Consider the following 26,560-nt stretch of genomic DNA (forward strand, 5'->3'; position numbering starts at 1 on the left):
ATAATTTTATATATATTATACTTATAAAATTTCTTCGATTATCCCTCCACCAACTACTAAGTTTTCTAAGTAGAAAACTATTGATTGGCCTTTGGTTATAGCTCTTTGCTTTTCGTCAAAAACAACCTTTATCCTATTATTTTCTAAAGGGATTAAAGTAGCTAATTGAGGAATAGCCGAATATCTAATCTTAGCTGAAACTCTTAAATTTGACGTAAGTCTATCAAATGGAATGAAATTTAAATCTTTTGCTATAAGCTCAGTTTTAAAAATATCCTCTTCATCACCTAAAACTACTTGATTAGTTAGAGGATTAATATCATTAACGAAAATAGGCTTACCTACTGCTATACCCAGTCCTTTTCGCTGTCCTATAGTATAATACACTATTCCTTTGTGTCTTCCCATAATTTCCCCTTGCTTATTAACAAAGTTACCTGGCTTTATTTCTCTACCACTGTACTTCTTAATATAAGCTCCATGGTCATTATCAGGTATAAAGCAAATTTCTTGGCTGTCCCTTTTTTTAAAGACCTCTAGTCCAATTCGCTCTGCAATATTTCGTATTTCTGGTTTAGAATAATTTCCACAGGGCATTAAAGTGTGACTTAATTGCTCTTGAGTTAATGTATACAATGCATAAGTTTGATCTTTTCTATCATCTTCTGATTTTTTAAGAATATATCGTTCTTCTTGTTTTTCAATTTTAGCATAGTGACCTGTAGCTATATAATCCGCTCCAAGTGCCTTAGCTTTTCTTAAAAATTCATCGAATTTAATTATCTTATTACATACAATACATGGATTAGGCGTTCTACCTTCCATATATTCATCAATAAAGTTATCAATAACATTTTTCTTAAAAACATCCTTAAAATTCATAACATAAAAGGGTATATCTAGTACATCTGCAACGCGCCTTGCATCATTTGCCGCAGAAATAGAACAACATCCGCCTTCATTTTCTTCATAACCCTGATTATCTGGTGATAGCTTCATCATAATTCCTATAACTTCATATCCTTGTTCTTTCAAAAGATATGCAGCTACGGAACTATCTACTCCACCACTCATTCCAATAACTACTTTTTTCTTCATTTAATATCACCTATTCTCCGTGTACTTCACCATGTATATCGTCATGTTCTACGAAATCCCATACTTCAAGTCCAGCCTTACTTCTATAATCATTAATTGCTTTGTGAATAGCTTCTTCAGCGAGTACTGAGCAATGCATTTTTATTGCTGGAAGTCCATCTAACGCTTCAGCCACAGCTAAATTTGTAAGTGTCCATGCATCATCTACAGATTTGCCTTTAATAAGCTCTGTTGCCATACTTGAAGATGCTATAGCGGATCCACAACCAAAAGTTTTAAACTTTGCATCTACTACTATGTTGTCTTCTACTTTTAAATAAACTTTCATAATATCCCCACATTTAGCGTTACCAACTTCACCAATTCCACTTGCATTTTCAATTTCTCCTACATTTCTTGGGTTAGTAAAATGGTCCATAACTTTTTCACTGTACATCATATTAATTTTCCCCTTTCTTTAAGTAGTCATCCCATAGCGGAGACATCTCTCTTAATCTTTGGATTATTTTTGGTATTGTTTCTAATGCAAAATCTACTTCTTCCTCTGTGGTAGCATCACCTAAAGTTAATCTTAAGGATCCATGTGCTATCTCATGCTTAAGACCTATGGCAAGTAACACGTGTGATGGGTCTAAAGAACCCGATGTGCATGCGCTTCCGCTTGACGCTGCAATGCCCTTTGCATCTAACATCAATAATATAGATTCACCTTCTATAAATCTAAAACAGATATTCGAATTACCTGGAAGCCTTTTTGCTCCTATTGGTCCATTTAATCTTGTGTGAGGTACTTCTAATAATCCGTTCATAAGCTTATCTCTTAAATACACTAGTTTTTTATTATTTTCTTCCATGTTTTCTACAGCTAGTTCAAGAGCTTTACCAATTCCCACTATGCTAGCAACATTTTCAGTTCCCGCTCTTCTATTTCTTTCTTGTCCACCACCATGTATTAAATTATCTATTTTAATTCCTTTTCTTACATATAGAGCTCCTATGCCCTTAGGTCCATAAAACTTATGACCAGCAAGTGATAATAAATCTATATTCATTTCTTTTACATCTACTGGAATATGACCTACAGCCTGAACTGCATCTGTATGGAAAAGTACTTTTTTACTTCTACATAATGCTCCTATTTCTTTTATTGGCTCTATTGTTCCAATTTCATTGTTAGCAAACATTACTGATACTAGAATAGTTTTATCTGTAATAGCATTTTCTAAATCTTTAATACTGATAAGCCCGTATTCGTCAACTGGTAAATATGTAATATCAAATCCATTCTTAGCTAAATATTCACAAGTATGAAGTACTGCATGATGTTCAATAGTTGTTGTTATTATATGATTTCCCTTTTGCTTATAAGCAGAAGCTATACCCTTTATTGCCCAATTATCTGCTTCTGAACCTCCGCCAGTAAAATAAATTTCATTTTCATTAGCATTTACTGCTTTTGCTATCTTGTCTCTAGCAACATCGATTGCTTTTTTAGTTTCTCTTGATAGAGAGTAAATTGAAGAAGGATTTCCAAAGTATTTTGTAAAATAAGGAATCATCACATCCAAAACTTCTGGTTTAGTATAAGTGGTTGCAGCGTGGTCCATGTAAATTGATTTATTCATTATCTTTCACTCCTTTAATTAATGTAATTTCATTGTAATCATCTACAATATCTTTTAAAGTTATTGATGAAGTTACACTATCTATGCTATTTTTTAATTTCTTCCATAATAATCTCGTAGCACAACAATCAATATTATTGCATTCTCCGTCCTCTAAACAATTTGACACCTCAATTGGACCTTCAAGAACGTCAAGAACGTCTTGTATAGTTATTTCCTCTGGTTTTCTATTCAGTATGTATCCACCCTGAGCTCCCCTTACACTTTTAATAAGCTTAGCACGCCTTAGTGATGAAAATAATTGTTCTAAATAATATTCAGAAATATTTTGTCTTTCTGATATGCTTTTTATAGATACAGGTTGTTCTCCATAATTTATTGCTAAATCCACCATGGCTTTAACCCCATATCTTCCTTTAGTAGATAATTTCATATAATCACTCCTTCAAAGTAGAGTGTTTTGCTATACTTTCTAAAACAATAATATCAAATCCCAGTAATCTTGTCAACTATAAATAACTCAATTTTTCATTATTATTCCTATATATAATGAAATCATTCAATTATTCATTAATAATCCATGTATATATCCATAATGCTCAAATTTATATATTATGAGCAGTATTTAAGTTTATACTAAAAAAGTTCATATTCATCCTTGAAGTATTTAATTATATATAGTATAATTTAAAAAACGCTTTGGAAGAATATCACCCACGTAGGTACATCACTTGCGTGGGGTTTTTTATATTTTTAGAGGAGGTATTAAAAATGAAAAATGAAATTGTAAAACCATCAATTTTACCTGGCTTCATGGAGTTACTGCCAGCAGATCAAATTCAGTTCAACAAATTAGCAGATACAATAAGGGAAACATATGAGAGCTTTGGGTTTATGCCCATAGACACACCAGTAATAGAGAAATCAGAAATACTCCTGGCAAAAGGAGGCGGAGAAACTGAAAAACAAATTTATAGATTTTTAAAGGGTAGTAATGATTTATCCCTTAGATTTGATTTAACAGTGCCACTCGCAAGATATGTGGCTCAAAATTTTAGTTCTTTAACTTTTCCCTTTAGAAGATATCAAATCGGTAAGGTATATAGAGGAGAGAGAAATCAAAAAGGACGTTTCCGTGAATTTTATCAATGCGATATTGATATTGTTGGAAACAACAGTTTAAGTATTTTGAATGATGCCGAAATACCTAGCATTATTTATTCAATATTCAACAATCTTGGCTTTAAGGATTTCACAATAAAAATAAACAATAGAAAGTTATTAAATGGATTTTTTGAATCTTTAGAGATCCAAGATAAATCTGAGGTTTTAAAGATTATTGATAAAATAGATAAAATTGGAGTAACAACCGCAACCGAGGAACTCTTAAATAGTGGTTTAAGCAAAGAAGTCGTAGAGAAAATTCTTGAATTCATTAATATTAATGGAAGCAACGATGATATTTTATTATTATTAAAGAATTTAAACATTTCTAATTCAAACTTTAAAGACGGTGTATGTGAGCTTTCAACAGTTGCTAAATACATTAAATTATTTGGAGTTCCTGATGATAATTTTAAAATAGATTTAAAAATATCCAGAGGTCTTGATTATTACACCGGCACTGTTTATGAAACATTTTTAAACGAATACCCTTCTATCGGTTCTGTATGTTCAGGTGGACGCTATGATGATTTAGCAGAGTATTATACAAAACAAAAACTACCGGGAGTAGGAATATCAATTGGTCTTACTAGACTATTTTATCAATTAAATGAAGTTGGATTCTTTAAAAAGAGTACTATCTCTTCAATAACAAAAGTACTAGTAATACCACTAGATAATAATATTGATTATGGGATTTCTCTTGCAAATGATTTAAGAGATAACGGAGTAATCACAGAAATATACCTTGATGATGCTAAAATGGCAAAAAAACTTGGATATGCAAATAAATTAAACATTCCTTTTGTACTTTTAATCGGTGAAACGGAAGCTCAAAATAAAACTGTTACTATAAAGAATATGGTCACTGGCGAGCAAATAACTACTGATTTTGATGGTGCTTACGAAATAGTTAATGTATAAATCAATATTCCACAAAAAGTATAAAAATATTTTATTTTTTGTGGGGTAATCATACTTGTAAACTAAAACAAAGGTTAATTCTAGAATATCAATATGAGTTCATATATTGATATTTTAGAATTAACCTTTGAATATATTATTAGCCTTTTTTAGTCACCTTTTCTTCATAAGCCTAATACTATATACTGTAAATAATTTTACGAGGAGGATTATATGTCTAGTAAAGATAATAGTCCAAGCTACAGAGATCTGATACTTGGCATAAACAAAAAGGTACCCCTTATATCAGGAAAAAATGTTACTGCAATTAATTTTGATAACGCAGCAACTACACCTCCCTTTAAATCTGTTATGGAAGATATTATTGATTTTGCTCCGTGGTATTCCTCCATTCACCGTGGTGAAGGGTATAAGTCTCAACTAACTACTAGATTATATGACGATTCTAGAAATATCGTCAGCAAATTTGTTAATGCTGATTTTAATAATACAGTAATTTATGTTAAAAATTCCACAGAAGCCTTTAACAAGCTTTCCAACCTATTAACCGACCCCTATAAAAAAAATGTTATTCTATCAACAGATATGGAGCATCACTCAAACGACCTACCTTGGAGAGATAAATTTATTATCGATTATATATCCGTAGATGCGGATGGTCGCTTGTCCTTAGAGGATTTAGAAGCTAAGTTAAATAAATATAATAATCATATAAAATTAGTTACGATTACAGGTGCTTCAAATATAACTGGCTATAAAAACCCTATTTATGATATCGCTAAATTAGTTCATAAATATGGTTCAAAACTACTTGTGGACGGGGCACAATTAATACCCCACGCTCCTTTTATTATGAGTAATAAGAATTCAGAATATAATATAGATTTTTTAATCTTCTCTGCTCATAAAATGTATGCCCCTTTTGGCACAGGTGTATTAATTGGTCCTAAAAATATCTTAGATAAATGTGAACCCGATTTAGTAGGCGGTGGAACAGTAGATATTGTTACTCATGATTTTATAAAATGGGATGAATCTCCTCAGAGGCATGAGGCTGGCTCACCCAATGTTATAGGCTCTATAGCTCTATCATCTGCTATTAAAACCTTGAATAAAATTGGTATGAACAACGTGGAGTATATCGAAAAAAAATTGACCGCCTACGCCATTTTGAAAATAAAAAATATTCCAAACTTAAAAATCTATTGTGATACTTCTAAAGGAGTTGACCGGGTTAGCATAATCCCCTTTAATATTTGCGGAATTAACCACGCCTTAGTTGCAAAAATCCTTTCCTATGAATGGGGTATTTCAGTGAGAAGCGGATGTTTTTGTGCTCAACCATACCTTGCTAAGCTATTGAATATTTCTAATGAGTTTGCACTTAATCGCATAACAAATCCTGATTTATACCGTCCTGGAATGGTTAGAATCAGTTTTGGGCTGTATAATACTTACTCAGAAATTGATACATTAGCTTATGCTCTAAATAAAATTTCATTAAACAAAAATTTTTATGTTACCAAATATGAAAATATGAAAGAAACTCTTTTTGATGTATAACTCCTAAAATCATTTACCGGTAAATAAAAATAATATACTTTAGTTTTTATTTAAAATTAAGAAGATACAAGTCTCACTATGGGGAGCTTGTCTCTCTTAATTTTGTTTTAGCGTTATTAGAAAAAATTGTTATGAACCTAAATACTTGCTATTTATTTTTAGGTATTATAAAATGTAATTCCTTCCGTCTTCTTATGATTATTTAGTATTTTTATAATCTACAATAAGAGCTTCACACTTTTTCAAAAAACAAAACACCTAGAAAATATAAACTACTTTCTTGGTGCTATAAAGCTTTTTTAGCGTAAAATATTTAATTTATAACTTCTATAATATATTATGAAAGAACTCTATGATTTGTTTTTAGTATATATCCTCCACCAGAGATTGTGGCATCATATGTTCCAGCCATAGTTTCCATACTAACAATCCAATTAAATGTAGTCACCCCTGTTCCATCAGTAGTTCGCCATTGAATGACTGAAACTGTTTTATTTGCTAATTTATAAGAAGTCTTTATATTGTATAAAGTATTCGGCGTTCCCTGTATTGTTATAACACCTGTTTCTCCACGTTTAACAACGGATACTTTATTTATAATTTTTATTTGACTTTGAGCTATTGCAGACTGTTTTTGTGGGATATTTAAATCTTCTATCATAGTTGCGGTGTCAATAGTGCGATTACATCCTATCATACACATACCTAATAATAAAACACATGTTATCTTAATTTTCATAAATTCACCTCTTTTTATATATTAGGATGCCCATATTATAATTATATATTGCAGTAAATTATTTTATATTTTGTAAATATATGTTATAATTTCATTTGCAGGAACAATAAAATTATAATGGGAGGATCATTTCAATGATTGAAATTTTAAATCAATTTAGCTCTACGTCTGGTCAATCTATTAAACTTATTGCTATCATATTATTTGTTTTTGGAATTTTACAATGTTTTTTAGGGTATAAGATATTTAAATTTTGGATTGCTGTTTATGGATTTTTAATATTTGGTATACTAGGTGGATTAGTCAGTGTATTTATTATAGGAAGCTCAGGAGCAGGAATATTTTTCGGGTTGCTATTCGCTATAGGAGGAGCTTTTATATCATTAAAGATATATAAGGTAGGAGTCTTTACTCTTTGTGGTCTTATGGGATTTTTATTAGCTTACATATTGGCACAGAGTATTGCATTATCAATATTTATATCATTAGTGGTAGGTATTTTAAGTCTATTTTTTGTAAAACATGTAATTATTCTCTCCACTAGTGTTTCAGGTGGCTTCGCGGCTGGCATGAGTTTACTTGTAATACTTAAAACAGATAGTGATTTAGCTAGTATACTTATTAGTGTAGCTTTTTCTATAGTTGGAGTATTAGTACAATTAGCTTTACACAAAAAAGCAACTTATTCAAATTCATGCTTCTCAAAAATCAAGTCACAGCAACTTAAAAATCTTCCACTAAGAAATACTTTCTCTTCGAATATAAAAAACAAAATAGAAATGGATAATTCGCTTGTGGCAAAAGAAGCAACTGGGTTAACTTTTGATAAAGTTTGTCAAAATCTTCTTGAAGTGCTTTATTCCTATAAAGGCTCAAAAACTATTATGCCATTTATAGATTATATTTTATATTTTGTAAGCTTTATATCCATTGCAATATCCATTTTTACTGACTTTATATGGATTAACAGTAGCGTAACAGTATTATTGCTTGTAGGTGCTTTGTGCTTTATAAAGAAAAAGTATATTGCTCTTACTCTATCCTTTCTAGTTGTTACTATCTCGAAATTAATAATGCTAGCTAGCTCTTTGTCAAAAATACAGCATTTCAAACATAGTATTCCTTACGAATTAATAGATACAGCAATTATAGGGTATATTGCATTTGAATCACTAAAATGCTTTTTAAAATCAGACGAGGGCATTTTATTAAAGAATAAACTACAAAATTTATTTCAAAAGCGAAATCACACTAACCATAATACTACCACACCACCTCAATCTTCAAATGGACTTAAAATTATGATAAGATGTCCAAATTGCTCTGCACTTAATAGCGAGACTTCTGAATTTTGTAATAGTTGTGAATCAGTGTTAATAGCTAAAAAGACTGCTGCAAACGATGCCGAAACTCAAGATATAAATGTGTAAAAGCTAGACATAAATCAACTTTCTAGTATAAATCACCACTTGCAATAGGCTACAACAAAATTCTAATAAATATAAGTATCGCACCAGTATATTTACTGATTATACTACGAATTTAGAACTTTTAATCCAACAAGTAAATAGCGCTATGTATGAAGCTAAAAAAAGAGCACCTGCCAATAAGCAGGTGCCCTTCCATACACACAAATATTATGTTTCTACTCCACTAGTACAATGGGAATTTACTACATAATTGTATTACTTTTTCTCTAATTGGTTCTAAGTTCCCTTCTCTATTTTCTAGAGTTTCATTTATAAGTTCAGCTATTTTTTTCATTTCTTCTTCTTTAAATCCTCTTGTAGTTACAGCAGGCGTACCAATTCTTATTCCACTTGTAACAAATGGACTTAAAGTTTCATTTGGTACAGTATTTTTGTTTACAGTAATACCTACAGTATCTAATAACTTTTCAGCTACTTTTCCAGTAATATTTTTGTTTGTTAATTCTATAAGTAAAAGATGGTTATCTGTACCTCCGGATACTAATTTAAACCCATATTTTAAAAGTTCTTCTCCCAATACCTTTGCATTTTTAACTACTTGGTCAATGTAAACTTTGAATTCCGGTTTAAGAGCTTCTCCAAAGCAAACAGCTTTGGCTGCAATAGTATGCATTAATGGTCCACCCTGCATTCCTGGAAAAATAGACTTGTCTATTTGTTTTGCATATTTTTCTTTACATAAAATTGCTCCACCTCTAGGTCCTCTTAGTGTTTTATGTGTTGTAGTAGTAACAAAGTCAGCATATGGCACTGGAGACTGATGGGCTCCTGTTGCAACAAGTCCTGCTATATGAGCCATATCAACAAACATATATGCGTTTACCTCATCGCAAATTTCTCTAAATGCTGCAAAGTCTATAGCTCTTGGATAAGCAGACGCCCCAATAACTATCATTTTAGGATTATGCTCTTTAGCTAAAGCTCTCACTTTTTCATAATCTATAGTTTCTGTTTCTAAATTAACGCCATAAGGAACAACGTTATATAAAATTCCGGAAAAATTCACTGGACTACCATGAGTTAAGTGTCCACCATGACTCAAATTCATACCTAGTACTGTATCTCCTGGCTTAAGCACTGAAAAATATACAGCCATGTTAGCTTGTGAACCTGAATGAGGTTGCACGTTAGCATGTTCTGCTCCAAAAAGTTCTTTCATTCTATCACGAGCTAAATTTTCTATTTTATCAACTACTTCACACCCACCATAATATCTTTTAGCAGGATAGCCCTCTGCATATTTATTAGTTAATATAGAACCATTTGCTTCAAGTACGGCTCTGCTAACAACGTTTTCAGAAGCAATTAGTTCAATATGATCCTCTTGCCTCGTATTCTCCTCTTTAATAATATCGTAAACTTTTGAATCATTGTTTTTTAAATACTCTGTCATGTCATACCCATCCTCTCATCTTTTAGATTAAATAATTCACTAAAATGGTTTCATTAATAATTTTTGAAATAAATAAGAATAATACTCTAAAATTATAAAAATATGTATTACACTTATATTATAAAAGTTAATAGCATATTTATCAACAAGAACATGAAAATCTTCTCATTTTTTTATTAAATCATCTCCTGCGGAGCTGCACAGCTTTAAAGAAGATGAATTGACGACTTCAGAAGGAGATTTATACTCCCACTTATAGAAGTAGGAGTATAAATCTCCTTCTGAAATATCGTTAAATATAATTATTATAGGAATTTCACACTTCTTATTCTATAGTCATATTATACGCGTTTATGTATACATGTCAATTTTTCTACTACAAATACTAATAAATAATAATAATTTTTCAACTAATAATTATTTATTTGATTTATGGTATATAATGGTGTAGGAATTTTATTATATACCATACAAAATTAAATATTTAAATCTTGTAATAGTCTACAAAAACTAAATTTAATTTTAAACTGAAAGGAGATACCATGCATATTGATGATATCATTCATATAGCTACAGAAGCTGGTAAAATCATATTAGAAAATGGTGGAGAAACCTATAGGGTTGAGCAAACAATCACTATGATATGTAAATCCTACGGCATACCAATTACTGAAAGTTTTGTTACCCCTACTGGTATTATGGTTTCTATAACTAATAGTAAAAATCGGACCATTTCATTAGTTAAAAGAATAAATATTAGAACAGTTAACCTTAGTAAAGTTTCCATGATTAACAATCTCTCTAGAGAAATAGTTTCTAATCCATTATCCATTGTGGATATAAGAAATAAAATTGATTATATCAACAATTTACAACCTTATTCCCAGAAGACCACTACATTTTTTTCTGCTTGCTCTGCTGGATTTTTCACTTTACTTTTTGGTGGCAATTATAAAGACTTTTTTGTAGCCTTTATAATTGGAGCTCTTATAAATTGTTTAAGTGTATTTTTAGATAAATTAGATGTAAATGACTTTTTAAAAAACATGCTTGGTGGTTCTTTGGCTGCATCCATAGCCCTATTAGCTACATCTATAGGTCTAGTAGGTAATGTAGATACTATAATAATAGGCTCTATAATGCTACTAGTACCCGGTATTGCCATTACAAATGCAATAAGGGATACTATTGCTGGTGATTTAGTTTCTGGCATGTCGAGGTCAATAGAAGCTTTATTCATAGCCATTGCAATATCTGCAGGCACAAGTATAGTTTTCAAAATATGGTTCTTGTTATTTGGAGGTACTCTTATATGATTGTTAATGCTTTTTATGCTTTTTTAAGTTCTCTTGGTTTTGGAATAATATTTAATATTAGAGGTAAAAACCTAATAATTGCTTCATTTGGAGGAGGCCTCGGCTGGTTCACCTATCTTCTTGCCTCAAGACTACAACCTTCCATAGTTTTTTCATTATTCCTTGCCTCTATGGTTGCGAGTATTTACTCAGAAATAGCGGCAAGAATATATAAGAATCCGGTGACCATGTTTATAATCTGTGCAATTATACCTCTTGTGCCCGGTGGTGGAATGTATTATGCTACTCTCGAGGCAGTAAAAGGAAATTTAAACGCTTCTCTATCTAAAGGAACTGAAACCCTGTTTAGTGCAGGTGCCATTGCAATTGGAATAGTTTTTGTGTCCTCAATAAGTAAGATCTTCAAAAAAATAAAGAAGTAAAATTTAGTATCAAATTTTACTTCTTTATTTTTTACTTCAAAAACATAAGAAAAGTTGAAACTAACTCTTCGATTTTTTCTTCCTCTGCTGCATCATCTTCATGTATAAGACAGTTTTTGGTATATCTCTCTAAAACAAGACCACCAACTTTATTCATAGCAGCTCTAGCTGCAGCAACTTGCACCAATATGTTTTTGCAGCAAGCTTCACTGGTAACCATCTTTTCAATCCCTTTAACCTGACCTTCAATTTTCCTTAGTCTCACTTGGATATCTTTCACTAATTCATCGTTCATTGCTTTTTCTTTTTCATTTATCATTTTACCACTCCCCTACACAATATAGTGGACAATTGACAGTTAGACACAAACAAATAAAAAACAAACCAGTCTCCTATTTCTCCTCTGCTTTTTTGATGCCGAGTTCTTTAAGCTGTTTATCATCAACCATGTTTGGAGCTTCACTCATTGGACAGTAAGCATTTTGATTCTTAGGAAATGCTATTACGTCTTTAATGTTTTCAGTTCCTGCTAAGAACATTATCATTCTATCTAATCCAAAAGCAAGGCCGCCGTGTGGTGGTGGTCCATATTTAAATGATTCTAGTAAGAATCCAAATCTTTCCCATGCTTTTTCCTGAGTAAATCCTAAGACTTTAAGCATAGTTTCTTGCAATTTAGAATTATGTATCCTTATACTTCCTCCACCTAATTCTTCTCCGTTTAAGACTATATCATAGGCTTTAGCACGAACTCTTCCTGGCTCTGATTCTAGATACTGTAGATCTTCATCCATTGGCATTGTGAAAGGATGGTGCGCAGCAACATATCTATTTTCTTCTTCGCTATAATCAAATAATGGGAATTCTGTAACCCAAACAAAGTTAAATTCCTTGTTATCTTTTAAAACTTCAAGTTCTTTAGCTACATGTAATCTCAATGCACCTAAAGACTGCAAGGCAACGCTATCTTTATCCGCAACAATAAGTACTAGATCTCCAGTTTTTGCCTCTACCTTATTTAAAACAGCCTGTATTTCTCCGTCACTTAAAAATTTAGCTATAGGTGATTTAATCCCATCTTCTTTCCACGCAATCCATGCAAGTCCTTTTGCTCTATAAGTCTTAACAAATTCACCTAATTTGTCCAATTTCTTCCTGCCCATATCTGCAGCATTACTAATCTTTATTGCTCGTACGCTGCCACCATTATCTATGGCGCCTTTAAATACTACGAATTCACATTCTTTTACCTCTTGGGTAATATCTTTTATTTCCATTCCAAATCTTAAATCTGGTTTATCTGATCCATATTTATCCATAGCTTCTTTATATGTAATTCTTTTTATAGGAAGCACAACATCCTCATTTACAACTTCTTTAAATACCTTTTTAATTAAAGCTTCATTAACAGCTATAACATCTTCTTCTTCAACAAATGACATTTCTATATCTATTTGTGTAAACTCTGGTTGTCTATTCGCTCTTAGATCTTCATCTCTAAAACATCTTGCTATTTGGAAGTACTTATCATATCCAGACACCATTAATAATTGTTTAAACAATTGTGGTGATTGTGGAAGTGCATAGAACATTCCTTGGTAATTCCTACTTGGAACTAAATAGTCGCGAGCACCCTCTGGAGTACTTTTTGTGAGCATAGGTGTTTCTATTTCTAAAAAACCATTCTCATCTAAAAAGTCGCGAACAGCCTTAGTTGTTTTATGGCGTATCATAAATATTTTTTGCATATCCGGTCTTCTTAAATCAAGATATCTATATTTTAGACGTATGTTTTCTGACGCATCTAAACCCTCTTTTATATATATAGGTGGAGTTTCTGATTCAGATAATATCTTTATGTTTTCACCTTTAACCTCTACAAATCCTGTTGGTAAATTTTCATTCGGAGATTGTCTGTTAATAAGTTCACCGGTTACAGCAATGCAGTATTCCGGTTTCACTAAATCTGCCTTTTGAAAAGCTTCTTTATTTATTTCTTCTCCAAATACTAATTGTAATAAACCTGTTCTATCTCTTAAATCGATAAAAACAAGTCCTCCTAGATTTCTTTTTCGTTGAACCCAACCCATTACTGTTACTATGTTTGATATATGTGCTTCTCTAAGATCACCACACATATTGGTTCTCTTTAAACCATCTAATGCTTCTGCCATTTTGCTTCCTTCCTCTCTAAATACTATTTTTATTACTTATTTGTTAACTCTCAATTATCAATTATATAAAGTATTGAGCAATGCGATTTTCTTCTCAATCATCTCATCTACTCTTTTTATATACTCTCTAACATCTTTGATATTGGCAAACCTTTCATGCCTGTTTTCCTCTAAAAAAACAACTTTACAAACCGCATCCGCACCAAGTGCAATAACTGTCTGCTTCTCCTCAATCATTTGAATATTGTATATTCCTTCTTTTCCAGGTGTGGTATATCCAATGTTCTCCATATTACCCACCATGTTTTTCTGCCTATACATATAATAAGGTTTCATATGAAGTTTTTTAGATAATTCAACAGTGTGCTCATACATTTGGTTTAATTCTTCTTGAGCTGGAATTTGAAACCTATAATTATTAAGCATATTTTCATGAAGCTTTGAAGCTCTTTTTATGGACATTCCATGAATTGTAATGCTGTCAGGTTTAATTTGAAATATTTTATCGCAAGTTCTTATTATATGTGAAATCTTCTCTCCCGGCAGTCCTACTATTAAATCCATATTTATATTATCAAAGCCTAGTTCCCTGGCCATAGCAAATTTTTCGTTAACACTATTTACAGAATGATATCTTCCAATTAATTCCAATGTATCATCGTTCATAGTTTGAGGATTTATACTTATTCTATGGACTCCATACTTTTTCATAGTAGTTAACTTTTCAAAAGTTATACTATCAGGTCTTCCGCATTCTACTGTAAATTCGCTCACATTATCATTTTGAATAAAAGCTTCATAAATGCACTTCATAATAAATTCAAATTGCTCATCATTTACGGAAGTTGGAGTCCCACCTCCAAAATATACACATTCAATGTTAAGCTTCTTGTCTTTAATATATTCACTTATTTTTTTAATTTCATGAGACAAGGCCTCAAGGTAAGGTTCTACTATGTTCTTACAACTACTTATAGGATTAGATGCAAATGAACAGTATAAACAACGTGTAGGGCAAAAAGGCATACCAATATAAACACTTATATTGTCTTTCTCATTGTTTACAATACTTTTTTCAAACTTTGCAACATCAATACAAAGTCGCGCCTTATCTTCTCTTGTAATATGTTTTTCTTTAAATTCTTCTATGATATCCTTCTCAGAAATGCCCTTTTGGAGTAGCTCAAGAGCTCTTTTAGAAGGCCTAATTCCTATTAAAGTTCCCCAAGGTAGCTCACGAGTTGTATCCTTTGAAAAATATAAGAAAACAGCTTTTTTAACCTCTTCTTTAAGTTTGTATAATTTATTAATTGTGTACTCAAAACTTTCGAAGCCTTTTTGAATAACTACCATATTTTCTTTTACCTCAATATTAAAATCGTAATTTTCTTCAACAAATTTAATATCTGGAAATAAAAAAAACAAATTTATCATTTGATATACATCATAATTAAATTCTGCGTTATTTAATTTTACCTTAATCATCCTAACTCCTTAATGAAACATAGCTTATAAAATTTCTTGTGCTATTATCCCCTATATTAATTCTGTAAAAATGGATTGTTTAATTTTTCATTATTTATTGTGCTACATGGTCCGTGACCAGGATACACTATAGTGTTCTCTGGCAAGCATAAAAGCTTTGATTTTATACTAGTAATTATAGTATTAAAATCTCCTCCTGCAAAATCTGTTCTTCCGATTGAACCTGCAAAAAGAGTATCTCCGGTGAAAGCACAGCTTTTTATTAAAAAGCTCATACCACCAGGTGTATGACCTGGTGTATCTATACAGGTAATTTTCAAATTAGAAACTCTTATTATATCCCCATTCTTTAGTAATTTATCTGCCCCACCTTCAATAAGCGGCCCAAATAAATTTACGCCTTTAGTTATTAAATCATCGTCTTTCTTGCTCATACATACTACTGCATTTGTGATGGTTTTAAGCTGCGCAACTCCTGATGTATGATCTAGATGTCCATGGGTCAATAGTATATACTTAACTTTCGCACCTATAGTATCTATAGCCTTAACAATATCATCCACATCTCCACCTGGGTCTAACACTATCGCTTCATTGGTATTCTTATCCATTACAATATAACAATTTGATCCATATATTCCTGTAACAACTTTTCTAATTTCCATTTTAATCCTCCTAGAAGTCTTTTTTACTCTCTAAAAGTAAGGTTACTGGTCCATCATTTTGTATATAAACCTGCATATCTTCTCCAAAATCTCCAGTTTTAACTTCACCTAATACTTCTTTACACTGTTTAACAAATTCTAAATATAATATTTCAGCTTGCTCCCCACCAAGCGCTCTCATAAAATTTGGTCTTCTACCTTTTCTGCAATCTCCATATAACGTAAATTGAGAAACTACAAGAAGTTCTCCCCCTACGTCTATTAATGACTTACTCATTTTCCCATCTTCTTCAAAAATTCTCAGGTTTAATATTTTATCCTTTAAAAATTTTATATCATCTTCCGTGTCTTCTTCACAGATTCCAAGTAAAACATTTAATCCAAAACCTATTTCACTAACTAATTTACCACTTACTTCAACCTTTGATGATTTAACTCTTTGCACTACTGCTCTCATAAATATCCCTCTCCCAAATGAAGTAAAACTATTATCTTAGTTTTTTATTCTGTAAACTTCTATTACACCAGATAGCTTTGTGATTTTTTTCTGTAATTCTTTCAAATTCTCTACATCAGTAACCCTTAGCTTTATATTTATTAAAGCAATATTATTTTTTAAAGTTTTTGCATTGATTGAGTATAACTGTGTTTTTGTGAGTGTTATTATCTCCATTAAGTGGGACAATAGTCCATACCTATCATCTGCTTTAATTTGGATTTCAGTAATATAGCCTTTTCCTTCGGAAGCTCCCCAGCTTACCTCAACCACTTTATTTATTTCATTATTTATTAAGGCTTCAGCATTTTTGCAATCACGTCTGTGAACAGAAACTCCGCGACCCTTAGTTATGTAACCTATTATATCGTCACCTGGAACGGGATTACAGCACTTAGCGAAGCGTGCTAGTAAATTGCCCTCACCCTTGACAATTAAACCTTGGTAACCCATTATCTTTTTATCATCTTTACATTCACTCTTGGTTATCTTTTGCTCAATGTCCTCAATGGTCATATTCTCTTGCTTGTTTTTATTTTCAAAAGACTCTCTCAATTTATTAACTACAGTTGGAGGCATAATATCTCCCACTCCAACATAAGCGAATAAATCGTCTACAGTTCTAAAATTATATTTCTTGTATATTTTTTCTATTGATTCGCCCTTAGCAATTTCTCCAAAATTATATCCTTGTCTCTTTGATTCTCTTTCTAATAATTCTTTACCTTTTTCAATACTTTCATCTCTTTTAGCCTTTTTAAACCAAGCTTTAATTTTACTTTTAGCTTGATTGCTCTTTGTAATATTCAGCCAATCAATACTAGGACCCTTAGTCGTAGATGAAGTTACAATTTCAACTATTTCTCCGGTTTTCAAGTGATATTCTAAAGGTACCATTCTTCCATTTACTTTTGCACCCATACACTTATGCCCTATATCTGTATGAATTCTATATGCAAAATCAATTGGTGTTGCGTCAAGTGGTAAATTAATAACCTCACCCTTTGGCGAAAATACAAAAACTTCATCTGAAAACAAATCGATTTTAAACCCTTCCATAAACTCTTCTGCATCAAAGGTTTCTCCTTGCCATTCAAGAATATCCTTAAGCCATGAAAATTTAGAATCGATGTTTTCATCTTCACTATCCTCTGTCCCTTCTTTATATTTCCAATGAGCTGCAATACCATACTCTGCAGTTTTATGCATCTCATAGGTTCTAATTTGGATTTCGAAAGGTTTTCCGTGTGGGCCTATTACTGTTGAATGTAATGATTGATACATGTTGGGTTTTGGCATTGCAATATAATCTTTAAATCTTCCGGGAATTGGTTTATAAACCGTATGCACTATACCTAGAGCTGCATAACAATTTCCAATATCATTCACTAAAATTCTAACTGCAGTCAAATCAAAAACTTGATCTATAGTCTTATTTTTATCAACCATTTTTCTATAAATGCTGTAAAAATGTTTTGGTCTTCCATCTATGTCAGCTTCTATTCCAACCATATCTAAGTTGAACTTTAATTCCAGCATTATGTTATTTATATTTTCTTCTCTCTCAACTCTTTTTTCTGCAATTTTCCTTACTAAATTATAATATTCGTTTGGGTTTAAATACCTAAGTGATAAGTCCTCGAGTTCCCATTTAATCTTAGACATTCCAAGTCTGTGAGCAAGAGGAGCATAAATATCCAAAGTTTCTTTTGCCTTTTGTTTTTGCTTTGCAACTGGCATATATTTAAGCGTTCGCATATTATGAAGTCTATCTGCAAGCTTAATAAGGATAACTCTAATATCCTTTGCCATAGCTAAGAGCATTTTGCGAACATTATCAGCTTGTTCCTCTTCCTTAGTCTTATATTTTATGAGTCCAAGCTTAGTTACACCCTCTACTAAATTTGCTACTTCTATATTAAACTCCCTGCTTACATCTTCAAAAGTATATACTGTGTCTTCAATTACATCATGGAGCAAACCTGCAACAATTGTGCTAGTATCAAGTCCCATCTCTGCTAAAATGCAGGCTACTTCTAATGGGTGCACAATATAAGGCTCACCCGACTCTCTCTTTTGCTCTTTATGTGCAGCGTAAGAAAAATTAAAGGCTTTAATAATAAGATCTTTGTCTACAGCATTACAATTAGTTTCAATCTTATGTAACAATTTTTCTAACATGCTTATACACTCCTAAAATCAAAGGCTGGTTAAATAACCAGCCAATACTTTTTACTAATATTATATAATATCTTGTAGGATTTTGCAATTTTATTTAGTAATTCACTACTCTAAATTTAAATAAGAACTAAATATCGTACTTTACAAGAGACATTATATCATAGCCCTGCAATTTGTCTTTTCCATTAAGCTCTGTTAATTCAATTACAAAGTTTAAGGAAACAATTTCTCCACCCATTTGCTCTATAAGTTTTGTTACGGCTACCACTGTCCCACCCGTCGCAAGTAAATCGTCAACTATCGCTATTTTTTGTCCAGGCTTTATTGCATCCTTATGAATTTCAAGTTTATCCGTGCCATATTCAAGGGCATACTCAATTTCTATTGAGTCATAAGGTAACTTACCAGGTTTTCTAACTGGTACAAATCCTGCGCCAAGAGCATAAGCCACTGGTACACCGAATAAAAATCCTCTTGCTTCTGGTCCCACTATAACATCTACTTGTTTATCTTTTAAATATGCTACCATACAATCTATAGTGTACTTAAGTGCATCACCCTCTTGTAGTAACGTAGTTATGTCTTTAAAACTGATATCTTGTTTTGGAAAATCTTCTATTATTCTTATACTATTTTTTAAATCCACAGTTATTCCCCCTAAAATAAAATCAAGGTATAGAAGCACACGAACACTTTATTCTTTTTCGACTTCCACTTCTTATTATATAATATATTGCCTTATATAAGCAATACGATATTATGTAGTATTTCATCAAATCATCTTCTACGAAGCTGCATAGCTTTGAAGAAGCTGATTTGACGACTTCAGAAGGATATTTATACTTCCACTTATATAAGTGGGAGACTTTACTTCTGAAATGTCATTAAAATATGAGACTGTTTTTTAGTTCATTATCTAAGTACTTTGATATCTGTAGTGCTCTATTTTTATCTGTGGTAATAAATAACTCAACAACAATTTTAGCATTATCCATTCTTCCAACAGGATTAATTGTAGGCATTACCTTTAATGCCAATTTTAATACTGTATCTTCATTAATAATCTTAATATTATGAGTTTTTAGGAGTGCACAAATTCCATAATTATTAGTGCAATTTAATTGCTTTATACCTTCCTCAGCAATTATTTTATTTTCACTCTCAAGCTTTGCTTTACTATAGCTAGTACCTATCATTACCAAATCCATATATTTATTTATAGACTTCATCTTGTAGTAAGAAGAAATTGCTTGAGCTAGTTTAAATGTAAGTCCTGAAGCACATAATCCCTTGAATGGATAATTGCAACCCTTCTGTTTTGGATCCACAACAATAGTGTCAGGGACGTTTTTAATAGGTTCGTGGAAATCTGTGATTATAACATCAATTCCCATGTATTTACATGATTCTATTTCACTGAAAGAATTGATCCCACAGCCTACTGTTATTATAAGTCCTGGTCCTAAATATTTTATATGATTATTAATATCTTTTTCATTTAAATCACGGCTTTCACTTAGTTCATTTGGTATAAAATACTCAACATCAGCATTTACAAACTTCAGTACCAGCATCAATAAAGAAATTGCCGTAATACTATCCACATCATAAAAACCATAAAGGACAATTTTTTCTCTCTCATTTATAGCTTTGACAACCCTATATAATGCAGCCTCCATTCCTTTTAATAAAAATGGATTATACATATTATAATCTATAAAGCTATTTTTATTCATTTGCATGTTTTTAAGATAATCCAGCATAAAAGCTCCTCAAAGTTAATAGAAAACACATTGTTGTAATTCAAATTAGTTTTTTACAATAAATGCAAAAGTAATTATTTTTCAATGATTTTCTACTCAATAATTGATTTTAAATTTTCTGATTTCCTATTATAAAAATAAAAAACAAAGAAGTAATTAATACATCATACTTCTCTGCTTTAATTTTTAACCATTTGAAACAATCCTTAGCTTAGTAATCTGGAACAGCTTAGACTGTTGCTTTCTTACTTCTTTTTTTAAGAAATACCCAAACAGGACTTGCTATAAAAATTGAAGAATAGCATCCAACTAATATACCGATTATTAATGGTAAACTAAGCTCTCTTATAGATGGTACAAATACATATACCGCAATTATAGTAAATAAAGTTGTAGCAACTGTATTTATTGATCTTGCCATGGTTTGTGTAATACTAGTATTAGTAATGTCTTCTATAGATGCTTTTCTCATATTCTTTTGATTTTCTCTTATTCTATCAAATACAACGATAGTATCATTAATAGAGTAACCAACTATAGTCAGAATAGCCGCTATAAACGTTGCGTTTACCGATATTTGGAATATTGCATACACTCCAACCATAATTAAAATATCATGTACTAATGCAACTATGGCCGCAACTCCGAATTTAAATTCAAATCTTAATCCGATATACGCTAGCATACAAATCATAGCAATAATTAAGCCACTCATAGCTTTTGTCTGTAATTCATTACCAACAGACGCCCCTATTGTATCTTCTGAAATTAATTCACTAGATTTAAACTCTGCCTTAATTTCCTTTATCATAGTTGCTGTTTCATCAGCAGAAAGCGCATCACTTTTTACGGTTATTTCCAAGTTTTTACCATCATCTACTGTTTTTGATAAATATTCATTCTTTGCGTGTTTATCAATTATTTTATCTACATCGGCTTTTTTAAATTCCTGATTCATATTTATAGTAAGTGCTGTACCACCTTTAAAATCTATACCTAAGTTTAGCCCTTTTGTTACCATGAATCCCATTCCTACTACAATTATGAATAGAGACATAGCAAACCATAGTTTAGTTTTTTCAACTATTTTCAGCATATGCTTACCCCCTCTTCACGCCAAAATGAGATAGTTTACTTAATAGTCCCATTTCGACAGCTAATTTTAATAAGAATTTAGTACTAGTAAGTGCTGTAAATACACTTATAACTATGCCAATCATCAATGTAAGTGCAAATCCTTTAACTGCGCCTGTTCCAACTGTATATAGAACTAAAGCAGCAATTATAGTTGTAATGTTTGAATCTAATATTGATGACAATGCTCTATGAAACCCAGCATCTACAGATGCTTTTATTGATTTTCCAGTTCTAAGTTCTTCTCTTATTCTTTCAAATATTAACACATTTGCATCTACTGCCATACCAACTGTAAGTAAGAATCCCGCTATACCTGCAAGTGTTAAAGTGGCATTAATGGCTGAGAATGCTCCAAGAACCAATACCACATATAAAATTAAAGATATATCTGAAATCATACCTGGTACTCTATAATATAAAAGCATAAATATTAATATAAATAATATTCCTATAGCTCCAGCCTTCATACTTAATGGCAATGCATTTTTACCTAAAGTAGCTCCAACTGTTTTAACGGAAACAGCTTTTAAAGTTACAGGCAATGCTCCTGATTTTATAATTTGAGATTTTGTTGTAGCTTCTTCTAATGTCTTACTCCCTGAAATCATAGCCTTACCGTCTGTTATAACTGCTTCTACTGTAGGACTAGTTAACTCATCAGCATCCATATAAATAGTAATTGGCTGTCCTAAAAACTTCTTTGTAGCTGTTGCAAATTTTTGCTTTCCTGATTCATTAAGTTCAAGCCCTATAGTAGGTTTATTATCTTGACCTATGTATGCAGTAGCATCTTTTACATCTTTACCAGTAAGAATTGTCACTTTATCAGGACCAACAAATTTAAGCTCTCCTGATTTTGCGACAGTATCAAGAATTTCTTTAGAATCGAACTTTCCTGGTATCTCAATTCTAATTCTATTATCGCCTTCCTTGGCAACTAGTGTCTCACTAACTCCCATTTTGTTGATTCTCATAGAAATAAGCTCAATTGTTGTGTCTAAGGTTTTTGAATCAGCCTTTCCACCTTGAACTTCTTCTAAGACAGAAATTCCACCCTGCAGATCTAACCCTTTATTTATTGTTTCAGTAAATGGTTTAAACCTATAATTTCCTATTTCAAGTCCATAAAAACCTGCAAATGCCAATATCCCCACAACTAAAACACTGGTCAGAAAAAGCATCATACTTTTTTTCTTTTTCATCTTTATCTCCCCTTCGTTGCATATTCATAAGTACAATTATATTATGATTAACTGTTTTAGTCAATATTTGTCAAAATAATTTTACTTATTCATAGTTTTTGATTTTAAAGCTATAGCACATTCTATTCTTTTCTTTTGCATCTTGCAGCCAAGTTCATAAGGAATATGCATATCTCCGTTAAAGTTAAAGTTATTTGCTTGGCATCCACCACTACAATAAAATTTAGCCCAGCACTGCATACATGTAGGTTTGTTGTAAATATGTGCTTCTTTAAACTCTTGTACCATTTTTTTATTAGTAATTCCATTATATATATCGCCCATTATATAATCTTTATTACCAACAAATTGATGGCAAGGGTATATATCTCCCTTAGGGGTAACAGCTATATATTCATGACCCGATCCGCATCCAGAAATTCTCTTATAAACGCAAGGTCCACCTTTCAAATCTATATTAAAGTGGTAAAATTTAAATTCATTTCCATCTTTATATCTCTGAAGCATATCCGTATATAATTTATCATATTGCTCAAAAATAACTGGTAGATCTTCTTCTCTAATTGAAAGTTCATGTTCAGATGGTAACACTACTGGTTCTATAGATATTTCTTTAAACCCTAAATCTGCCATATGTTTTACATCTTCAAAAAAGTCAGTATTTCCTCTTGTAAAGGTTCCCCTAGCATAATAAGCTTTTGACTTATCTCTCATTTCTACCATTTTTTTTATGTTAGGAAGTACCCTATCATAGGAACCGCTTCCATCTACTCTTACTCTAACCTTATCATTAACAGATTTTCTACCATCTATGCTAAGTACTATATTACCCATGTTTTCATCCATATATTTCATGATTTCATCATTAAGTAATGTAGCATTAGTTGTCATAGTAAATCTTATACTTTTTTTATATTTTTTTTCTTGCACTTTAGCATATTCCACTACTTCTTTTATCATATCAAAAGCCATAAGTGGTTCTCCACCAAATAAATCCACCTCAATGTTTTTTCTTGTCCCAGATTTTTCCAGAACGAAGTCTATTGCTTTCTTGCCAACTTCCGCTGACATTACTTCTCTAGCGCCATGGTACTCACCCTCATCAGCAAAACAATATTTACATCTTAAATTACAATCGTGTATTACATTAAGACATAAAGCTTTTATGTACGACTCCGCTTGTCCACTTTCTTTTGCAATTGATTCATATAAATCTTTTGTGTATAGCATTTCTTCCTGTATTAAACTTTGAATTTCACTATACGCTTCCTGAATATCTTCTACCTTATATTTACCTTTTAAACTTTCTATTAACTCTTCTTTTTCCCCAAGGGAAGCCTCATCTAAAAGATCATAAACTATTTCATCAACTACATGTAGTGCCCCAGAATTTACATCTATTACGTAATATTCGCCATTTTGGATATATTTATGAATTAGTGACAATTTTATTCCTCCTAACAAATTTAAAGCAGTAACCTTAAGTTACTGCCACATTAATATTATTCGTTTTCACAAGCTAAGTTTGCTACTGTGCAAGAAGTTTTACATGCTGATTGGCATGAATTAGCACATTCCTTACATCCTGGTTTTTTCAAACTTTCTTTAATGCTTGATTTGTTTATAGTTCTTATATGTTTCATATTTATTCCTCCATATCGTAAAGTTTCTGCATAATTATATCATAATATCCTAGCTAAATAAAGTATTCTTATAGATTTATTCCAAGCATTCCTGAAAAAGCACCGGTGCCTAGAGCTAAAGCTGTTCTTACTACTTCCCTCATACCTATAGCAGTGCTTCCACCGCCAACTACTTTAACTAAGTATAAAACTAACATGTAAGTAGCTGCCACCAAAATACCCATTAGCCATCCTTTTTCTCCTGCTTTTTTTGCAGCAAATACAGATCCATAAAGCACACTAACTAATGTTATTACAATGTAAAAAACGGATGTTACCTTCATGCTAGCTGGTAGAAAGGTTGTTATTATAGAATAAATCACTAATATAATTAAGGTTAAAATTGCAGCCCTAAATACTCCTTCTGCAGCATAAGAATATTTTTTTTTATTTTCCATGTATATTCCCCCTTTACTATAGATTTCAATATTTTTTTCATTGAAATCTATAGTATTAATTATGATTAAAAAGGGGGGTTTATTACTAATTTTCTACTTTTTCTCTACTACTTCATCATTGTCTAAATTTATAACTGCGCCTATTCCACTTTTTGATAATTTAATTCTAGTTCTGTCTGGACCACTTTCAACTATAACGTACTCATCTTGAATATTGATAATTTTTCCCATTATACCGCCTTTAGTCATTACTTCATCATTTACTTTTAAATTATTTAAAAGTGCAGCATATTTTTTCTTTCTTTTGTTTTCTGGTATAAATACTACTAGATAAAATACAGCAAGCATTAATACTATAGATATTAATGAACCGAATTGTCCCATCTATGTTCCCCTCCTTTCAATAAAAATTTAAGACTTATAATAAAATAATTTCCTATAAACTTAATTCCTAAAGGACTACAACATCCCTTATTACATTTATAGGTTAATTATATTATAGTAACTACTTATATTTCCTCATTCCACTGAGCAAGTTTCTCAGCCTTAAACTCTTCAAAACAATCATTATCAATGGCATTCCTAATGTCTTCCATAAGTTTATTATAAAAATATAGATTATGAAGCACACAAAGCCTCATGGCGAGCATCTCTTTTGCCTTAAATAAGTGTCTTATATAGGCTCTTGTATAGTGCATGCAAGCAGGACATTGACATTCTTCATCAATCGGAGCGCTATCCAGCTCATATTTAGCATTCATTATATTTATTTTACCATCACTCGTAAACACATTTCCGTGCCTACCATTTCTTGCTGGCAATACACAATCAAAAAAGTCTACTCCCCTAGATACTGCTTCTAAAATATTACTTGGATAACCCACTCCCATAAGGTATATTGGTTTATCCTCCGGTAAGTGTGGAACAACTGCATCAATGACTCTATACATGTCTTCATGGGTTTCTCCTACTGCAAGTCCTCCTATAGCATATCCATCTAAGTTCATTTTACTAATTGTTTTAGCATGTTCTATTCTAATATCCGCGTATGTTCCACCTTGATTTATGCCAAATAACATTTGTTTGTTATTTATGGTGCCTGCACGCGAATTTAATCTATCCATTTCAGTCTTACACCGTTCTAGCCACCTTGTAGTTCTTGCTACTGAATCTACTACATATTCTCTGGTAGATGGATTGGGTATACATTCATCAAAAGCCATGGCAATGGTAGATCCTAAATTGCTTTGTATTTGAATACTTTCTTCTGGCCCCATGAATATTTTTTTTCCATCAATATGTGAATTAAAGTAAACTCCTTCTTCTTTAATCTTTCTCATTTTAGATAAAGAAAATACTTGAAACCCACCGGAATCTGTAAGAATAGGTCTATCCCAATTCATAAATTTGTGAAGTCCTCCCATCTGCTTTATAACCTTATCGGTTGGCCTTAAGTGCAAATGATAGGTGTTAGATAATTCTACTTGACAGTTAATTTCTTTTAAATCCATAGTAGAGACAGCACCCTTAATAACCGCTTGAGTTCCTACATTCATAAATACAGGTGTTTGAATAGTGCCATGAGGTGTTGTAAACTCACCACGTCTTACTTTACCACTTTTCTTAAGTAATTTATACATGTT

Annotated in this window: 26 protein-coding genes; 5 read left to right on the forward strand and 21 right to left on the reverse strand. The window is 31.6% G+C overall.

The window, feature by feature from the left end; translation table 11 throughout:
- Positions 1-21 precede the first annotated feature (21 nt).
- The 4 genes from mnmA to ACWJJ7_RS03545 are packed head-to-tail and all read right to left on the reverse strand — an operon-like array spanning position 22 to position 3,156.
- The gene (mnmA, locus tag ACWJJ7_RS03530) at positions 22-1,098 is read right to left on the reverse strand and encodes a tRNA 2-thiouridine(34) synthase MnmA (protein WP_462963963.1); all 1,077 of its coding nucleotides are present in this window, start codon (positions 1,096-1,098) and stop codon (positions 22-24) included.
- Between the two features lie 10 nt (positions 1,099-1,108).
- Positions 1,109-1,537, reverse strand: a complete 429-nt coding sequence (gene nifU / locus ACWJJ7_RS03535; protein ID WP_462963964.1) for a Fe-S cluster assembly scaffold protein NifU — start codon at positions 1,535-1,537, stop codon at positions 1,109-1,111.
- Position 1,538: 1 nt separating this feature from the next.
- A complete protein-coding gene (nifS, locus tag ACWJJ7_RS03540; RefSeq protein ID WP_462963965.1) occupies positions 1,539-2,723 on the reverse strand; it encodes a cysteine desulfurase NifS in 1,185 nt (394 codons plus the stop codon).
- Positions 2,716-3,156: an RrF2 family transcriptional regulator gene (locus ACWJJ7_RS03545; protein WP_462963966.1), complete on the reverse strand. Its 441-nt coding sequence runs from the start codon at positions 3,154-3,156 to the stop codon at positions 2,716-2,718. The genes nifS and ACWJJ7_RS03545 overlap by 8 nt, the downstream gene beginning before the upstream one ends.
- A 338-nt stretch (positions 3,157-3,494) precedes the next feature.
- Here ACWJJ7_RS03545 and hisS point away from each other — a divergent pair, with 338 nt between their 5' ends.
- Positions 3,495-4,811, forward strand: coding sequence for a histidine--tRNA ligase (gene hisS / locus ACWJJ7_RS03550; RefSeq protein ID WP_462963967.1), 1,317 nt, complete (start codon positions 3,495-3,497; stop codon positions 4,809-4,811).
- A 213-nt stretch (positions 4,812-5,024) separates the two neighbouring features.
- Entirely contained in the window at positions 5,025-6,374 is a 1,350-nt protein-coding gene (locus ACWJJ7_RS03555; protein WP_462963968.1) for an aminotransferase class V-fold PLP-dependent enzyme, read from the forward strand.
- A gap of 337 nt (positions 6,375-6,711) precedes the next feature.
- Here ACWJJ7_RS03555 and ACWJJ7_RS03560 read toward each other — a convergent pair whose 3' ends face one another.
- Positions 6,712-7,113, reverse strand: coding sequence for a hypothetical protein (locus ACWJJ7_RS03560; RefSeq protein ID WP_462963969.1), 402 nt, complete (start codon positions 7,111-7,113; stop codon positions 6,712-6,714).
- Positions 7,114-7,247: 134 nt separating this feature from the next.
- On the opposite strand from ACWJJ7_RS03560, the gene ACWJJ7_RS03565 reads away from it, so the two are divergent.
- On the forward strand, positions 7,248-8,543 hold the full coding sequence (locus ACWJJ7_RS03565; RefSeq protein WP_462963970.1) for a hypothetical protein: 1,296 nt from the start codon (positions 7,248-7,250) through the stop codon (positions 8,541-8,543).
- 223 nt (positions 8,544-8,766) lie between these two features.
- On the opposite strand, the gene ACWJJ7_RS03570 is transcribed toward ACWJJ7_RS03565, so the two are convergent.
- A complete protein-coding gene (locus tag ACWJJ7_RS03570; RefSeq protein ID WP_462963971.1) occupies positions 8,767-9,996 on the reverse strand; it encodes a serine hydroxymethyltransferase in 1,230 nt (409 codons plus the stop codon).
- A gap of 542 nt (positions 9,997-10,538) precedes the next feature.
- Here ACWJJ7_RS03570 and ACWJJ7_RS03575 point away from each other — a divergent pair.
- Both ACWJJ7_RS03575 and ACWJJ7_RS03580 read left to right on the forward strand, forming a co-directional pair.
- Complete coding sequence (locus ACWJJ7_RS03575; RefSeq protein ID WP_462963972.1) at positions 10,539-11,312, forward strand: threonine/serine exporter family protein; 774 nt, start codon at positions 10,539-10,541, stop codon at positions 11,310-11,312.
- Positions 11,309-11,734: a threonine/serine exporter family protein gene (locus tag ACWJJ7_RS03580; protein ID WP_462963973.1), complete on the forward strand. Its 426-nt coding sequence runs from the start codon at positions 11,309-11,311 to the stop codon at positions 11,732-11,734. Before ACWJJ7_RS03575 ends, ACWJJ7_RS03580 begins: the two co-directional genes overlap by 4 nt.
- Positions 11,735-11,765: 31 nt before the next feature.
- Here the strand turns inward: ACWJJ7_RS03580 and ACWJJ7_RS03585 are convergent, their stop codons facing one another.
- The 15 genes from ACWJJ7_RS03585 to tgt form a co-directional block, all read right to left on the reverse strand.
- Positions 11,766-12,053, reverse strand: coding sequence for a metal-sensitive transcriptional regulator (locus tag ACWJJ7_RS03585; RefSeq protein WP_462963974.1), 288 nt, complete (start codon positions 12,051-12,053; stop codon positions 11,766-11,768).
- A 73-nt stretch (positions 12,054-12,126) separates the two neighbouring features.
- Positions 12,127-13,908 (reverse strand): aspartate--tRNA ligase, encoded by a 1,782-nt coding sequence (aspS, locus tag ACWJJ7_RS03590; protein WP_462963975.1) that lies wholly within the window; start codon positions 13,906-13,908, stop codon positions 12,127-12,129.
- Between the two features lie 57 nt (positions 13,909-13,965).
- Positions 13,966-15,393, reverse strand: coding sequence for a coproporphyrinogen III oxidase (locus ACWJJ7_RS03595; protein ID WP_462963976.1), 1,428 nt, complete (start codon positions 15,391-15,393; stop codon positions 13,966-13,968).
- 56 nt (positions 15,394-15,449) lie between these two features.
- On the reverse strand, positions 15,450-16,058 hold the full coding sequence (locus ACWJJ7_RS03600) for an MBL fold metallo-hydrolase (protein WP_462963977.1): 609 nt from the start codon (positions 16,056-16,058) through the stop codon (positions 15,450-15,452).
- Positions 16,059-16,068: 10 nt separating this feature from the next.
- Positions 16,069-16,515, reverse strand: a complete 447-nt coding sequence (gene dtd / locus ACWJJ7_RS03605) for a D-aminoacyl-tRNA deacylase (RefSeq protein ID WP_462963978.1) — start codon at positions 16,513-16,515, stop codon at positions 16,069-16,071.
- Positions 16,516-16,551: 36 nt separating this feature from the next.
- Complete coding sequence (locus tag ACWJJ7_RS03610) at positions 16,552-18,735, reverse strand: RelA/SpoT family protein (RefSeq protein ID WP_462963979.1); 2,184 nt, start codon at positions 18,733-18,735, stop codon at positions 16,552-16,554.
- 127 nt (positions 18,736-18,862) lie between these two features.
- Positions 18,863-19,381: an adenine phosphoribosyltransferase gene (locus ACWJJ7_RS03615; protein WP_462963980.1), complete on the reverse strand. Its 519-nt coding sequence runs from the start codon at positions 19,379-19,381 to the stop codon at positions 18,863-18,865.
- A gap of 238 nt (positions 19,382-19,619) precedes the next feature.
- Complete coding sequence (locus ACWJJ7_RS03620; RefSeq protein WP_462963981.1) at positions 19,620-20,498, reverse strand: DHH family phosphoesterase; 879 nt, start codon at positions 20,496-20,498, stop codon at positions 19,620-19,622.
- 229 nt (positions 20,499-20,727) lie between these two features.
- Positions 20,728-21,594, reverse strand: a complete 867-nt coding sequence (gene secF / locus ACWJJ7_RS03625; RefSeq protein WP_462963982.1) for a protein translocase subunit SecF — start codon at positions 21,592-21,594, stop codon at positions 20,728-20,730.
- A 4-nt stretch (positions 21,595-21,598) separates the two neighbouring features.
- Positions 21,599-22,837: a protein translocase subunit SecD gene (secD, locus tag ACWJJ7_RS03630; RefSeq protein ID WP_462963983.1), complete on the reverse strand. Its 1,239-nt coding sequence runs from the start codon at positions 22,835-22,837 to the stop codon at positions 21,599-21,601.
- Positions 22,838-22,918: 81 nt separating this feature from the next.
- The gene (scfB, locus tag ACWJJ7_RS03635) at positions 22,919-24,283 is read right to left on the reverse strand and encodes a thioether cross-link-forming SCIFF peptide maturase (RefSeq protein WP_462963984.1); all 1,365 of its coding nucleotides are present in this window, start codon (positions 24,281-24,283) and stop codon (positions 22,919-22,921) included.
- 56 nt (positions 24,284-24,339) lie between these two features.
- On the reverse strand, positions 24,340-24,480 hold the full coding sequence (gene scfA / locus ACWJJ7_RS03640; protein ID WP_165412773.1) for a six-cysteine ranthipeptide SCIFF: 141 nt from the start codon (positions 24,478-24,480) through the stop codon (positions 24,340-24,342).
- A gap of 68 nt (positions 24,481-24,548) precedes the next feature.
- Positions 24,549-24,917 carry a TIGR04086 family membrane protein gene (locus ACWJJ7_RS03645; RefSeq protein WP_462963985.1) on the reverse strand — a complete coding sequence of 123 codons (369 nt, stop codon included), beginning with the start codon at positions 24,915-24,917 and terminating at the stop codon, positions 24,549-24,551.
- Positions 24,918-25,010: 93 nt separating this feature from the next.
- Positions 25,011-25,301: a preprotein translocase subunit YajC gene (gene yajC / locus ACWJJ7_RS03650; RefSeq protein ID WP_462963986.1), complete on the reverse strand. Its 291-nt coding sequence runs from the start codon at positions 25,299-25,301 to the stop codon at positions 25,011-25,013.
- Positions 25,302-25,426: 125 nt separating this feature from the next.
- Positions 25,427-26,557 carry a tRNA guanosine(34) transglycosylase Tgt gene (gene tgt / locus ACWJJ7_RS03655; protein ID WP_462963987.1) on the reverse strand — a complete coding sequence of 377 codons (1,131 nt, stop codon included), beginning with the start codon at positions 26,555-26,557 and terminating at the stop codon, positions 25,427-25,429.
- Positions 26,558-26,560 lie beyond the last annotated feature (3 nt).

The organism is Clostridium sp. CM042 (assembly GCF_055080995.1).

Bases quoted from the DNA above. Each gene is read 5' to 3' on its own strand.
- ACWJJ7_RS03555 (WP_462963968.1), top strand. From the start codon at position 5,025: ATGTCTAGTAAAGATAATAGTCCAAGCTACAGAGATCTGATACTTGGC.
- ACWJJ7_RS03600 (WP_462963977.1), bottom strand. From the start codon at position 16,058: ATGGAAATTAGAAAAGTTGTTACAGGAATATATGGATCAAATTGTTAT.
- secD (WP_462963983.1), bottom strand. From the start codon at position 22,837: ATGAAAAAGAAAAAAAGTATGATGCTTTTTCTGACCAGTGTTTTAGTT.
- ACWJJ7_RS03560 (WP_462963969.1), bottom strand. From the start codon at position 7,113: ATGAAAATTAAGATAACATGTGTTTTATTATTAGGTATGTGTATGATA.
- ACWJJ7_RS03545 (WP_462963966.1), bottom strand. From the start codon at position 3,156: ATGAAATTATCTACTAAAGGAAGATATGGGGTTAAAGCCATGGTGGAT.
- hisS (WP_462963967.1), top strand. From the start codon at position 3,495: ATGAAAAATGAAATTGTAAAACCATCAATTTTACCTGGCTTCATGGAG.
- nifU (WP_462963964.1), bottom strand. From the start codon at position 1,537: ATGATGTACAGTGAAAAAGTTATGGACCATTTTACTAACCCAAGAAAT.
- ACWJJ7_RS03575 (WP_462963972.1), top strand. From the start codon at position 10,539: ATGCATATTGATGATATCATTCATATAGCTACAGAAGCTGGTAAAATC.
- ACWJJ7_RS03620 (WP_462963981.1), bottom strand. From the start codon at position 20,498: ATGCTGGATTATCTTAAAAACATGCAAATGAATAAAAATAGCTTTATA.
- ACWJJ7_RS03565 (WP_462963970.1), top strand. From the start codon at position 7,248: ATGATTGAAATTTTAAATCAATTTAGCTCTACGTCTGGTCAATCTATT.
- secF (WP_462963982.1), bottom strand. From the start codon at position 21,594: ATGCTGAAAATAGTTGAAAAAACTAAACTATGGTTTGCTATGTCTCTA.
- tgt (WP_462963987.1), bottom strand. From the start codon at position 26,557: ATGTATAAATTACTTAAGAAAAGTGGTAAAGTAAGACGTGGTGAGTTT.
- ACWJJ7_RS03610 (WP_462963979.1), bottom strand. From the start codon at position 18,735: ATGTTAGAAAAATTGTTACATAAGATTGAAACTAATTGTAATGCTGTA.
- mnmA (WP_462963963.1), bottom strand. From the start codon at position 1,098: ATGAAGAAAAAAGTAGTTATTGGAATGAGTGGTGGAGTAGATAGTTCC.
- scfA (WP_165412773.1), bottom strand. From the start codon at position 24,480: ATGAAACATATAAGAACTATAAACAAATCAAGCATTAAAGAAAGTTTG.
- aspS (WP_462963975.1), bottom strand. From the start codon at position 13,908: ATGGCAGAAGCATTAGATGGTTTAAAGAGAACCAATATGTGTGGTGAT.
- dtd (WP_462963978.1), bottom strand. From the start codon at position 16,515: ATGAGAGCAGTAGTGCAAAGAGTTAAATCATCAAAGGTTGAAGTAAGT.
- ACWJJ7_RS03645 (WP_462963985.1), bottom strand. From the start codon at position 24,917: ATGGAAAATAAAAAAAAATATTCTTATGCTGCAGAAGGAGTATTTAGG.
- yajC (WP_462963986.1), bottom strand. From the start codon at position 25,301: ATGGGACAATTCGGTTCATTAATATCTATAGTATTAATGCTTGCTGTA.
- ACWJJ7_RS03595 (WP_462963976.1), bottom strand. From the start codon at position 15,393: ATGATTAAGGTAAAATTAAATAACGCAGAATTTAATTATGATGTATAT.
- ACWJJ7_RS03585 (WP_462963974.1), bottom strand. From the start codon at position 12,053: ATGATAAATGAAAAAGAAAAAGCAATGAACGATGAATTAGTGAAAGAT.
- nifS (WP_462963965.1), bottom strand. From the start codon at position 2,723: ATGAATAAATCAATTTACATGGACCACGCTGCAACCACTTATACTAAA.
- ACWJJ7_RS03570 (WP_462963971.1), bottom strand. From the start codon at position 9,996: ATGACAGAGTATTTAAAAAACAATGATTCAAAAGTTTACGATATTATT.
- ACWJJ7_RS03580 (WP_462963973.1), top strand. From the start codon at position 11,309: ATGATTGTTAATGCTTTTTATGCTTTTTTAAGTTCTCTTGGTTTTGGA.